The sequence below is a fragment of the Pseudarthrobacter humi genome, from assembly GCF_024294965.1.
Classification (GTDB): Bacteria; Actinomycetota; Actinomycetes; order Actinomycetales; family Micrococcaceae; genus Arthrobacter; species Arthrobacter humi.
In genome coordinates this window covers 1-11,954 of the sequence record NZ_JANCLV010000029.1, presented here as the reverse complement: position 1 = coordinate 11,954, position 11,954 = coordinate 1, and the positions used below count along the sequence as shown (strand labels likewise).

General features: G+C 59.9%; 10 protein-coding genes and 1 pseudogene. 8 read left to right on the top strand and 3 right to left on the bottom strand.

The genetic code is table 11. The features are described from left to right. The first annotated feature begins 633 nt into the window (after window positions 1-633). The 6 genes from NFC73_RS20475 to NFC73_RS20800 all read left to right on the top strand — a co-directional run bounded on the left by NFC73_RS20475 (window position 634) and on the right by NFC73_RS20800 (window position 8,569). On the top strand, window positions 634-1,224 hold the full coding sequence (locus NFC73_RS20475; RefSeq protein ID WP_254753286.1) for a restriction endonuclease subunit S domain-containing protein: 591 nt from the start codon (window positions 634-636) through the stop codon (window positions 1,222-1,224). Further along, complete coding sequence (locus NFC73_RS20470) at window positions 1,221-2,774, top strand: type I restriction-modification system subunit M (RefSeq protein ID WP_254753284.1); 1,554 nt, start codon at window positions 1,221-1,223, stop codon at window positions 2,772-2,774. Before NFC73_RS20475 ends, NFC73_RS20470 begins: the two co-directional genes overlap by 4 nt. Then, window positions 2,767-4,107: a restriction endonuclease subunit S gene (locus tag NFC73_RS20465; RefSeq protein ID WP_254753282.1), complete on the top strand. Its 1,341-nt coding sequence runs from the start codon at window positions 2,767-2,769 to the stop codon at window positions 4,105-4,107. Before NFC73_RS20470 ends, NFC73_RS20465 begins: the two co-directional genes overlap by 8 nt. Further along, complete coding sequence (locus tag NFC73_RS20460; protein ID WP_254753280.1) at window positions 4,100-7,234, top strand: type I restriction endonuclease subunit R; 3,135 nt, start codon at window positions 4,100-4,102, stop codon at window positions 7,232-7,234. The genes NFC73_RS20465 and NFC73_RS20460 overlap by 8 nt, the downstream gene beginning before the upstream one ends. Then, window positions 7,231-7,977, top strand: coding sequence for a M48 family metallopeptidase (locus NFC73_RS20455; protein ID WP_254753278.1), 747 nt, complete (start codon window positions 7,231-7,233; stop codon window positions 7,975-7,977). Before NFC73_RS20460 ends, NFC73_RS20455 begins: the two co-directional genes overlap by 4 nt. Before the next feature lie 460 nt (window positions 7,978-8,437). Continuing rightward, a complete protein-coding gene (locus NFC73_RS20800; protein ID WP_256549175.1) occupies window positions 8,438-8,569 on the top strand; it encodes a hypothetical protein in 132 nt (43 codons plus the stop codon). Between the two features lie 259 nt (window positions 8,570-8,828). Here the strand turns inward: NFC73_RS20800 and NFC73_RS20450 are convergent, their stop codons facing one another. Both NFC73_RS20450 and NFC73_RS20445 read right to left on the bottom strand, forming a co-directional pair. After that, on the bottom strand, window positions 8,829-9,314 hold the full coding sequence (locus tag NFC73_RS20450) for a hypothetical protein (protein WP_254753276.1): 486 nt from the start codon (window positions 9,312-9,314) through the stop codon (window positions 8,829-8,831). Between the two features lie 104 nt (window positions 9,315-9,418). After that, a complete protein-coding gene (locus NFC73_RS20445; protein ID WP_254753274.1) occupies window positions 9,419-9,904 on the bottom strand; it encodes a hypothetical protein in 486 nt (161 codons plus the stop codon). A gap of 243 nt (window positions 9,905-10,147) precedes the next feature. Between NFC73_RS20445 and NFC73_RS20440 the strand changes: the two genes are divergently transcribed. Then, a complete protein-coding gene (locus tag NFC73_RS20440; RefSeq protein WP_254753272.1) occupies window positions 10,148-10,810 on the top strand; it encodes a hypothetical protein in 663 nt (220 codons plus the stop codon). Between the two features lie 404 nt (window positions 10,811-11,214). On the opposite strand, the gene NFC73_RS20435 is transcribed toward NFC73_RS20440, so the two are convergent. Beyond that, complete coding sequence (locus NFC73_RS20435) at window positions 11,215-11,400, bottom strand: hypothetical protein (RefSeq protein ID WP_254753270.1); 186 nt, start codon at window positions 11,398-11,400, stop codon at window positions 11,215-11,217. Window positions 11,401-11,490: 90 nt separating this feature from the next. Here NFC73_RS20435 and NFC73_RS20430 point away from each other — a divergent pair. Further along, window positions 11,491-11,838 (top strand): annotated as a pseudogene (locus tag NFC73_RS20430) (IS3-like element ISAar46 family transposase); the annotation flags it as partial. Window positions 11,839-11,954 lie beyond the last annotated feature (116 nt).

Here is an 11,954-nt window from a genome sequence, read left to right as displayed (position 1 = left end):
CACCAGCACTGATCCCCAGATCCTCGCGCTCCCAGGACCAGCGTGGATCAACCAACCCAAGGAAATCACCCAACAGTCAGCCGCCTAACTCCCGTTGGTACCGTTCAGCTTGAAAAATTCCGGACTAGGGTAATCGGTACCGCAACTGTGCAGAGCGAGGTCACTCAGCTCCGCCCGCAAGTGGAAATTGCGGGCCGTACGTTCGCGAGCGTTTGCCAGATCAAGCTTGAGACCTTGGCTCCCTACTCGACCGGGGCGGAAGTAGGACCACTGGCTCCTCAGATTCACGCACTGCGCGGACAGAAGAACTGGGGCATGCTGCTCCGTAAGCCGCTCGTTCCTATCGATGATTCAGACGTCACGCTCTTAAAACGCGAGTTGCAGAGCCACCTTCGTGCGTTGGACGAGTCTCTACTGACCTACAGCAGCAGGATCAAACCTCGGCGAACCAGCATTTCTGCCTCCTGATGAAGTTTTGGCAGTTGAGGATTTCCGAATCACGCCGTCCGGGCGAATGAGGCGCTGCTGGAACGTATCGACTGGGCAGGCTGGGAACTTCGCGTATTTCAGTAGTCGACCTACTGAAGGTGCCGTATATACTCATTCAGTAGTTAGAATACTGAAGGGGAAGTAATGCTGCTGTCTGATGTGGCACGGATCAGCTCGGGACTAACCGTGCGCGAACGCCTTGACGCGAGCCGTCATGGGGTGTTGGCAATTCAGATGGCAGACCTCTCTGTTGGCAGCGACCTGGAGGTCCGCGGCATGGCCCGGATCCCCTCCCCGCATCCCCGCTATTTGATCTCCCGCGGCGATGTCCTCCTTCGTTCGCGGGGCCAAGCGACAATCGCGTGGGCCGTCCCGGACGACATGGCGGAGCCAGCCGTAGCTGTCCTGCCACTGTTCATCATCCGACCGAGCACCGACATTTACGATCCGGATTTCCTCGCATGGTGGCTAAACCAGCCGGATGCGCAGACGCACCTGCGGCGCGCCGCACAGGGGCAGACCATCCAGATGGTATCTAAGGCGACCCTTGAATCGGTCCCCCTGCAGCTGCCGTCGCTTGCGCAACAGCGCCTCATAGCCGACGCCGCACACATCGCCACCCGCGAAGCAAAGCTAATGCACAGCCTGGCGGAGTGTCAGCACACGCTTCGACAAGCCCAGTTGACCGCCGCTGCCCTTTCGGGGCAGACCCACATGAAAGCAGGCCGCAAATGACCGAGCACCAAAGCCCCCGCCTCTCGAACGGCGTGAAGGACCAGGTCACCCAGGACCAGATTAACAACGCCGCCTGGGCAGCCTGTGACACGTTCCGTGGCGTGGTTGATGCCACGCAGTACAAGGACTACATCCTGGTGATGCTCTTCGTGAAGTACATCTCCGATGTTTGGACTGAACACGAGGAGAAATACCAGAGGCAGTTTGAGGGCAACCCTGAGCGGGTGGAGTCACTGTTGAAGCGCGAGCGGTTCCCGCTGCATAAGACGTCAACGTTCAACCACCTTTACGCCAACCGAAACGCTGACAACATCGGCGAGCTGATCAACGTTGCGCTGGAAGCAATCGAGGAGGACAACCGGTCGAAGCTGGCGGGCGTTTTCCGGAACATTGACTTCAACTCGGAGGCAAACCTAGGACAGCCCAAGGACCGCAACCGGCGCCTGAAGAACCTGCTGGAGGACTTCGCCAAGCCAGAACTGGACCTTCGCCCTTCGCGGGTGAGTGATGACATCATCGGCGAAACCTACATCTACCTGATCTCGCGTTTCGCCTCGGACGCCGGCAAGAAGGCGGGGGAGTTCTACACGCCGCGCTCAGTGTCTGAGCTGTTGGCCCGTCTTGCTGCGCCCCAGGAGGAGGACAGCATCTACGATCCAGCGTGTGGATCGGGCTCTCTGCTCATCCAGACCGCTGCCCAGGTGGGAAGCAATAACTACGAGCTTTTTGGCCAGGAGGTCAACGGCTCCACGTGGGCGCTGGCACGCATGAATATGTTTATGCACGCCAATGACAGTGCGCACATCGAGTGGGGCGATACCCTCAACGACCCTAAGTTGTTGGAGGGCGATCAGCTCAAACAGTTCGACGTGGTGGTGGCCAATCCGCCGTTCTCCCTGGACAAGTGGGGAGCCGAGGTTGCGGAGTCGGACCGATGGGGCCGCTTCTGGCGCGGTGTTCCCCCCAAGAGCAAGGGCGACTACGCCTTTATTTCGCACATGGTCGAATCAGCGCGACGGCGGACGGGCCGAGTTGCGGTAATTGTTCCGCACGGCGTGTTGTTCCGGGCTGGATCCGAAGGGCGCATCAGGAAGTCGCTGATCGAAGAGAACCTGCTGGACACAGTGGTCGGTTTGCCGGCGAATCTGTTCACCACGACCGGCATTCCCGTAGCCATACTGATCTTCGACCGTTCGCGTGAAAAGGGTGGAGACAACGAGGGTCGCGACGACGTCCTGTTTATTGATGCCAGCCGGGACTTCACTCCGGCCAAGGCGCAGAGCCTGCTGGGCGAGGAACACATTGAGCGGATCGTTGAGACGTACCGCGCCCGGACCGAGGCTGACTCCTACTCCCGACTGGTCCTCCGCGAGGAGATCAGCGAAAACGATTTCAATCTCAACATCCCGCGCTACATCGATACTTTTGAAGCCGAGGCTGAGATTGACGTGGTAGCTGTTCAGCATGAGATCGAGCAGATCGAGGCTGAGTTGGTGGAAGTCCGTGCCCGCATGGCCGGCTACTTGAAGGAGTTGGGCCTCGATGACTGAACAAGCTGTGGCGAATAAGCTCGCCGTAGACAGGCATGGAGAGTTCGTCGTAAAGCGCAAGGCCGTTGAGGCGGTAGCCGCAGTTGGAGAGGCTGATGCACGGGGCCAAAGGCGGCGAACGGAAATGATTGCGCTCGGATGGTCGAATTCAAACCTTGATGATGTAACGCTTCGAGGCAGTGGGCACACCCCGAGCCAACAGCATCCTGAGTACTGGGACGGAGATATCGAATGGGTTTCACTCGCAGATAGCGGGAAATTGGACCAAGGCTATATCTCCGCGTCCACGCGTCGAATTACTGCGCGTGGCATGGAGAAGTCTTCAGCTGTCCTTCATCCTGCGGGCACCGTCATAATGTCTCGTGACGCTGGTGTGGGCAAGAGTGCCATACTTCGCGAAGCGATGGCGGTGAGCCAACATTTCATTGCCTGGGAATGCAAAGCCAAAGGTGTGCTTGAGCCGTGGTATCTGTACTACTGGCTCCAAAGTCGCAAGGGGTACTTCGAGCGAATGGCCGTTGGGTCAACGATCAAGACTATTGGGCTGCCGCTGTTTAGGAAGTTAACCATCTCGCACCCGCCCCTGCCAGAGCAGCGAAAAATCGCCGATATCCTCCGCACCTGGGATGAGGCGATCGACCGTGCAGAAACTTTGATGCGGGCCGAGATCGAGGCATTTGGCGTGCTGCGTCGCCGGCTGTTCCTTTTCCGCGGCCACGAAGTTCCATTGAGCGAGGTGTCGATGCACATCACGACGAAATCCGATGGAGCGCCTCACACCGTCATGGCTATCTCGGCTAAGACGGGGTTTGTGGCGCAGGCTGATAAGTATCGCAGGGATATGGCTGGAGCGAACCTCACAAACTACACCCTCCTCCGGCGCGGAGAATTCGCCTATAACAAAGGAAACTCGCTTACCTATCCGCAAGGGTGCATCTACGCACTCAAGGAGCATTCGGCGTTGGTGCCGAATGTCTACTACTCGTTCCGTCTGCGAGCGGACCTCAACAGCAGCTACTACGAGCATTTCTTCGCTTCAGGAGCACTCAACCGGCAGTTAGCTCAGAGGATCACATCAGGAGTTCGAGGAAATGGTCTGCTGAATCTCAACGCTGACGACTTCTTCGGCGTCAAGGTTCCCGTTCCGAGTCGGGCTACGCAGGATGGCGCCGCGGATGCCTTGAACATGGGTGCTCGAAAGATCGAACTGCTGCAGCACAAAGCCGAGCTCCTCCGCACCCAGAAACGCGGACTCATGCAGAAACTACTCACAGGGCAGCTGCGTGTGAATGTGGCTGCTGAGATCGAGCCAGGGGGACCAGATGATGACTGACGAAACCTTCGACGCTTCCGAACTGAGCCAGTCGCAGGGCCCGGCCGTGCAGCTGCTGGAAGCGCTTGGGTTCACCCAGCTCACGCCAGCCGAAGCCTTGAAAGAACGCGGCGGCAGGCGGAGCAACGTGCTGTTCACCGGAATCCTCACTGCTCAGATCCTCCAGATCAACCAGTTCACCCACAAGAAACGCCAGTACCCATTTGACGTGGCAGACGCGGAAGAGGCCGTGCGTCGCCTCGGACCGGGGCTGGAACAGGCCAAGGGACCGCAGGCGGCCAGCCTGGAAGTCTATGACCGTCTTATTCTCGGCACGACCATCACTAAAACCGTGGGCGGCGACAGCAAGAGCTACTCACTCCGCTACATCGACTGGCATACCCCCGCCAACAACGTCTTCCACGTCACAACTGAAATGCGCGTAGAACGCACCGGAAGCAGCGCAACTCAGCGGCTCGACGTCGTCGGTTACGTGAATGGCATTCCGTTTATCATCATCGAAAACAAGCGGCCCACGGAGGAACTAAAAAAGGCCGGCAGCCAGCTGATCAAGTACCAAAACAGCGACCGCATCCCGCACCTGTTCCACTATGCCCAACTACTGATCTCCGCCAACCGCCAGGAAGCTACGTATGCCACGGTTGGAACGCCGCGGAAGTTCTGGGCCAGCTGGCACGACGCCGAGGACACCGACGCGGACATCCGGCCGCTCATAACTGGTCGGACCGTCAGCGAACAGGACCGGCTTCTTTACGCACTCTGCCGGCCCGAACGGTTACTGGACCTTGTCCGCCGCTTCACGGTATTTGACGCTGGCGTCCGCAAGATCGCCAGGCACCAGCAATACTTCGCCGTGCGCAAAACGGTGGAACGCGTGCTGGCCGCCGGCCCTGAAGAACGCCGCAACGGCGGCGTCATCTGGCACACTCAAGGATCGGGCAAATCACTCACCATGGTGATGCTCGGCAAAGCCTTGGCTCTGGACCTCCGGGTAACTAACCCGCGGATCATCATCGTCACGGATCGCGATGATCTGGACAAACAGATCCGCGACACCTTCCTCGCCTGCGAGCTGGACCCCGTCCGTGCAAAGAGCGGCAAACATCTCGGCGAACTGGTGCGTGGCCGTGCACCCCTGATCACCACTCTCATCAACAAGTTCGACGGCGCGGCCAGCCGCGAAGGTCGCGACGAGTCCCGCGACATCTTTGTCCTGGTCGACGAAAGCCACCGCAGCCAGACAGGGCGCTATGGCGGCTATGGCCAGTTCCATGTGGCCATGCGCCGCGTACTGCCAAACGCCTGCTATTTGGGGTTCACTGGGACGCCGCTTCTGAAACGGGAGCGGAACACCGCCGACACCTTTGGCGGGATCATCCACAGCTACACCATTGACGAAGCAGTACGGGACCGCTCCGTGGTGCCCATCCTGTACGAGGGCCGCCTGGTGGAGCAGCAAATCACCGCCGGTGTGATTGACGCCTGGTTCGAGAAAATTAGCGCCGGGCTGACGGATGAGCAAAAACGCGACCTCAAGCGGAAGTTCAGCCGCACCGACGTCCTCGGAAAGACAGCCCAGGCCATCCGCGCCAAGGCCTTCGACATTTCGGAGCACTACCGGCGAAGCTGGCAGGGGAGTGGGTTCAAGGCGCAGCTGGTGGCGCCCAACAAGGCCGCAGCGATCCGCTTCAAGCACGAACTCGACGAGATCGGCCACGTCACCAGCGAGGTGATCATTTCCCCGCCCGATGACGCAGAAGACCGCGAAGAAGTGGATGCCGAATCCAGGGAGAGCGTGCAGCGCTTCTGGAAATCGCAGATGGCTCGATACGGCACCGAGGCCAACTACAACGAGCAACTCATCAAACAGTTCAAGGGCTCAGACGGGCCCGAGATCATCATTGTGGTGTCCAAACTTCTCACCGGCTTCGATGCCCCCCGCAATACCGTCCTCTATCTCTGCAAACCGCTGCGGGAACATACCTTGCTCCAGGCCGTGGCCCGCGTCAACAGGCTTTTCTCCGATGAGAAGGCTGAGAAACAGTTCGGCTACGTGGTGGACTACGAGGGTCTCCTCGGCGAGCTGGATGAGGCGCTCACGTCCTACAGCGCACTGGGCGACTTTGATTCCGAGGAGATCGCAGGGGCTGTAGTGGACATCCGCGAACAGATTCGCCTGCTCCCGGGACGGTGGAGCCACGTATGGGATCTGTTCAACACTATCGCTAGGAAAGACGACATGGAGGCGTTGGAGCAGCATCTGTTTGATGAACCGCTGCGGCACGAATTCTATGAGCGACTCAAGACCTTCGGCCGCACCCTTCACTTGGCACTATCTAGCGACAAGCTACTCGATGTCATGACCCAGGCCGATGTTGACCGCTACCGGAACGACCACTCCCAGTTCGCCGAACTCCGCCTGTCGGTGCAAATGCGCTACCAGGAGACCGTTGACCTTCGCGACTACGAACCACGCATCCGCCGCCTGCTCGATGATCATGTGACCGCCCTGCCGGCCGAGACGATCATTGAACAACTTAACATCAACGATCCCGCTGCGCTGAAGGCCGTTGTGGACGAGGAGGGCACGACGCCCGGCTCCAAGGCGGACCGGATCGTCAGCGCCACCAGAAAGACCATCACCGAGCGCATGGACGAGGACCCGGCTTTCTACGCGCGGTTCTCGGAGCTGCTGCAGCAGGCCATTGACGAGTACCGCCGTCGTCGGGACGGTGAAAGGTACCTGTTCCAGGCGCGGGAAATAGCTGAACAACTGGCCCGCGGTGACCGCGGTGCGGCGCTTCCCTCCGCTGTGACGCACGATGACGATGCCGCTGCAATTTACGGTGCGCTCGGCAAGAGTTTTCTCGAGTCGGCATTCGAAGAATTCCTGGCCGTACCCGACGACGAAAGAGCGGACACGGCAAAGACGGTGGTGGACATGGTTCGCGGCCGGATGGTGGTTAATTTCTGGACCAAGCCAAATGAGCAGAATGACCTCGCCACGGAACTGGATGATTTTTTCTATGACTTTGGTGAACGCCGCGGCATCCAAATGAGACAACCCATGGTGGACAGCCTCACAAACGCAGTCCTCACGGTAGCAAGGGCGCGCTTCAGGAAATGATGCTAGAGCAGCGGCAGGTTGAATACGGAACTCAAATCATTGAGTACCGTTTGGAGCGCCGGGAGCGCGCCACGCTTGAGATCACGGTGGAGCCGGATGGGGTAGTTCGGGTCACCGCGCCAAGCAACGCGGCTGTGGAGGACATCAATGCTCGAGTCCGGAGACGCGCCCGGTGGATCCTTGCGCAACAAGCATCCTTCTCCAGGTTCCGGCCACACACACCACCCCGCATCTATGTCCCTGGCGAGACTCACCTCTACCTGGGTCGGCAGTACCGCATCCGGATCGTCCCACCGGAAGCGGGAAAGGGTGCGCCCACGGCGTCCTGCACACCAAGCGTCAAGATGGTTCGGGGGTTTCTGGAGGTACGTTGCGTCGATTTTCACGACACCGGCACCATTGAGAAGCACATCAAAGAGTGGTACCGGAAGCGGGCAAAATTACAACTTCCCAGCCGTTTGGAGCTGAACAGGCAGCGCTTCCCTGATCCACACGCCGTGCAACCAACGTCTCTAAGGCTTCAACGTATGCCCACGCGTTGGGGCTCTACGTCACCGGCCGGCAGTCTCGTGTTGAACCCGGATCTCATCCGCGCGCCAATGGATTGCATTGATTACGTGGTCACCCATGAACTGTGCCACTTGCTAGTCCCGAACCACGGGAAGCAGTTCTTTGAACTTCAGCGCCTGGTGATGCCTGACTGGGAGCGGCGCAAGCAGCGGCTTGAAAAAGTTATGGCATAGCAGCGGCCCGGATGACCTGTCCGGTGAAGTGTTCGGGGAAGTGCCGTCCGAGCTTCGGACGACAACCTAGCGGCTGTCGTCGAGGCCCTCGAGTGCTTCGACTTCTACCGCGTCCAGCAGCTCCGCCGTGCTGTTTCCGGTTACCCTGGCCAACTGCCCCCTAGCGTTTGAACTGACTCTAGCTTCAAACACTCGATTGTGATTGCGCGCAGGTGTTTTCGGTTGTTCCACCGGGCAGGACGGTCCCACAACCAAGGAAGTGGGACACCCTCGGCGCACCCGGCTGTGCATTGCGCACGAGCAGACAATAAGTGCGGCCGTGGGTGATCCTTGCGCATAGAGATTGGAGCAACCAACGCAAAACGGATCTCGTCCCACACAGGACAAGCGCCCTGAGCGAAGGTGCGATAAAGCCGCTGGCAAAACGTCGCGGTGGATTTCTCCTACAGAAAGGGTCCCCATGGATCCGCTCACCCTGCTGCCAGCCGCCGATGTCCACTACGGCTGGATCTGCATCCTGCTTCTGGTCCTTCTGCACGAGCCGTCCTGCCGGCGTGCAGTTCAGCTCGTCCGCGCCTGCCGACGAAAATAGGTCAGAGCTGTCGTCGGGTGTCCCGGTGCTCAGGAACGGGATACCCGCAGCGGTGCCAGTAGAAGCCGGGGCCACGTGTTGCGTGGATCTGAAATCGCGAGGCTGTAAGTCAGCCGCCCTCAACGGGCCAGAACTCATTGACCAACACCACGATCACCGCACCGAACATCATCATGACGAACCTGAACCTACCCCAGGCAACGGCGGGCCGCGGACCGAAAGTCCGCGGCCGCCGTTCCCATGATGCGCCCGGAAACCTTTAGCCGTTCTCCTGGGGGCATTGGGCGAAGAACCACATCCAAGCCTCGTCCAGCGGGGCCCACAGGAGGCGCCGGCTCACCCGGTTCTGGTACCAGGCGGCGCGTTGCTGAAGTTTCGGGTCTGTCCAGTAGTGCTCTTTCCAGATCCAGCCGGGACCGTAGGGCCCCATGCCGTAGGGGCGGTCACTGAAACCGCCCGTTCGCAGGAAGGTGACGAGTTCGTGCGTCCGTTTTCCCCGGGCGAGGGAGAGCGCGCCCACGGCCTGTCCGCCCGTGGCGGCCAGGATCTTGTCCTTGGCCGCCGTACCGTGGATTCCCCTCGGTTGGAAGTAGGCCTCATGGAGGTCATACACGGCGTGGAGCGCGAAATGCGCTTCAATGGCAGCGGCTTCGATGTCATCGCCCTTGCATGTCTCTTTGACCCGTTGTACGGCCAGTTCCAGAGCCCGGAGACTGAGCAGGTAGTACTCGCAGGTGCCGTCCATGCTGTCGATGTTACGGCCGGTATCTCCGCTAGCCGCTGTCCTGATCTTCGGCTGGATCCCATGCCGGCCGGCCACAGGAGCCAGGGGACCGCCAGGCCCGATGGTCATTTCAGGGGGACGGGGTTGGTTGAGTAGACCCGGCGTCCGTCACCGAGTTCTACCCATGGGACCATCTTGTTGAACGGAATCCCCCTCGTGCTATGGGCCTTCCGTAGCTCGGGGACCGGTACAAGGACTTGTGTGGGGACCCCGCCGGGCTCAACGGGAGCGGGGAGCGTTGTGGCCCACACCGGCCGGTCAAGCACAAACATGTTGTCAGAGGGCTTCCTGCCGCCCAGGCTGACACCGTAATTGGTGACCGTCACGGACTTGCCTCCCCGGTTACGGACTTCGACCGCCACGAAGTCGGGACCGTGGAACTCCGGGGCGGTATCCGGGCCGTAGACCGGGATCGAGTATGAACTCTTCACCTGTATTACCGGCCCCGAGCGTCGATGGACAGAGACCTGCCACAGTAGAGAGACAACCGCTGCCAGCGCTCCCACTGCCCCTGTCAGGGGGCCGATAATAGCCAGCGTCTCGGTACTCATTCGCTCTCCCGGTTGTTCTTCGAGGCAGGCCAACAAGCCCGCCATCTGAGCGTAATGCCAGGTGCTGACAGTCCCGGCCCTAGCCGGACTCCGTGGAAGTGTGGTGGCGGCGGGCCGCGGCCGCCCGGCGGCAGACTTGTCGGTGCGCTGGCGTAAAGTCGTAGAGATACTTTTTACCTTGCACGAGAGCCCGGGGGACCATTGAGCGGATACCAGCAAGGGCAGCTGAGTATGGACGCCCGGTTGCAGATTAAAAAACTCGAATCCGCTTACAAGACGAATGCTGACCGGCCCGTGGCGTACCTGGATGAGACGTCGATGCCCGCCGGGGTGTACGAGGGTTCGGACCCGTTTTACGCCGTTACGGCCGTCGTGGTTCCCAGACGTGACCATGAGGCCATCAGGAAAGATCTGCTGCAGATCACCGGTGCACCGTATTGGCACTCAACGAAGGCCAATGAAACCGAGGAGGGCAAGGCAACGCTGGATGAACTTGCCCGCTATATCGGTGAAGGCAAGGAGCCGGTGATCATTTCAGCGCAGGCTGTTGTCGACCCGGAAGATAAGAACCTGGAGAAGGCCCGCGCCGCGTGCCTGACCCACTTGCTGAGTTCCCTGCACGCCGGTTCGCATTGCGAGCCCGTGAATCTGTTTATCCTGGAGCGGCGGCAGGACCAGAAGCGCAGGAACATCGATGATCACACCTTCAAAGCGGCAAGGAAGAGCGGGGCCATCCCGTTGACCGCGGAGACGGTGCAGGTATCACCCACGCACGAACACCTGCTGTGGCTACCGGACATCGTCTCATACGCGTACTACCGCAAAATGGCCGTCAAACAACCTGGTCTTTTTGACCACGTAGAGCACATGGTCACGCACATCTCGCCGGTACCGCCCGTTAAATAGAGCAGCCCCGGGCGGCCGTAGCAATCAAACCCGGGGCCAGGCCGGACCTCGAACTTCCTTACGGAAGACAAGTTCCAACACCTTGCTCCTGTAAAGAGTAACCCAACAGGGACAGTGTGGAACACCATTTGTGAGAAACCTAACTCATTCGTCTAACTCACAGCATTAACTCAATCCTCCTACTCACATACTGTGGTTCGAATCTTTTGGCGTTAACCGGATGACTGTTGATTGCGTGACTGTGACAAGTTTGATGGCCCCTAAGGCGGATATTTTTGGCCCTTGTCGTCACTCGCCGGGCACCTTGACGGTTATTCGTTGCCGGGCGGAACCCCCACCGCCCGGCAAGGCCCCCGTCCACTCCCCACAATAGGGCCGGGCATTCCGGATGCGCCGCGGCCCGCCTAGCTTCCGTCATCGAGGCTTTCCGGCAGCTGAACTTCCAAGGCATCCAGCAGGTGTCCCGTCGGGACGTTCTGCTGTCTGGCCAGGGTGTCCAGGGCGATGAAGTGCTGGCGGGCCAGTGCGATTGCGAGTTCTATCGCGGCGGTGTCCCTACGTGTCAGGCTGGAACGGTACCAGGGGCTCATAGCAAGTCCGCCTAATCGCGTGGGGCGAGAGCCAGGAATCCAGTAATCATGTCCAGTCCAGTTTTGAGTGCAGTACGCGAAGATAGTGCTGTGAGTAGTAGTAGTAGTAGCAGTAGTAGTAGTTCCGGGCCGCGGGCCGGTGGCCCGCGGTCACGCCGGTCGTTCACCCCGGCCCAGAAGCTCGAGTTCCTGACCGCATACGAGACCGCCTGTGAGAACAGCGGGGGCGGCGCGTTCCTGCGCACGGAGGGCCTGTATTCCTCGCAGATGACCGAGTGGCGGCGGCTGCGGGACGCCGGTGTCCTGGCCGGGAAGAAGGCCGGGGATACGATAGGGAAGCTTTCCGCGGACCAGGCCGAGAACGCGCGTTTGCGCCGCCAGTTAGAGGTGAGCGAGAGCCGGTTGAAGAAGACCGAGGCAGCCTTGGACCTGATGGGTTATCCCGATAGCCGGATTATGCCGATGTTTTCCTAACGGTGCAGGTCAGGGCACGGTTCACCCGAAATAGCTCGGCATAATTCTGAGCTGAGGCGGATACTTGTTCTTCCAATTTT

What these genes read in the sequence shown, in the direction of transcription:
- NFC73_RS20450 (WP_254753276.1), bottom strand. Translation starts at nt 9,314, where the DNA reads ATGGACGGCACCTGCGAGTACTACCTGCTCAGTCTCCGGGCTCTGGAA.
- NFC73_RS20435 (WP_254753270.1), bottom strand. Translation starts at nt 11,400, where the DNA reads ATGAGCCCCTGGTACCGTTCCAGCCTGACACGTAGGGACACCGCCGCG.
- NFC73_RS20475 (WP_254753286.1), top strand. Translation starts at nt 634, where the DNA reads ATGCTGCTGTCTGATGTGGCACGGATCAGCTCGGGACTAACCGTGCGC.
- NFC73_RS20445 (WP_254753274.1), bottom strand. Translation starts at nt 9,904, where the DNA reads ATGAGTACCGAGACGCTGGCTATTATCGGCCCCCTGACAGGGGCAGTG.
- NFC73_RS20460 (WP_254753280.1), top strand. Translation starts at nt 4,100, where the DNA reads ATGACTGACGAAACCTTCGACGCTTCCGAACTGAGCCAGTCGCAGGGC.
- NFC73_RS20800 (WP_256549175.1), top strand. Translation starts at nt 8,438, where the DNA reads ATGGATCCGCTCACCCTGCTGCCAGCCGCCGATGTCCACTACGGCTGG.
- NFC73_RS20455 (WP_254753278.1), top strand. Translation starts at nt 7,231, where the DNA reads ATGATGCTAGAGCAGCGGCAGGTTGAATACGGAACTCAAATCATTGAG.
- NFC73_RS20470 (WP_254753284.1), top strand. Translation starts at nt 1,221, where the DNA reads ATGACCGAGCACCAAAGCCCCCGCCTCTCGAACGGCGTGAAGGACCAG.
- NFC73_RS20465 (WP_254753282.1), top strand. Translation starts at nt 2,767, where the DNA reads ATGACTGAACAAGCTGTGGCGAATAAGCTCGCCGTAGACAGGCATGGA.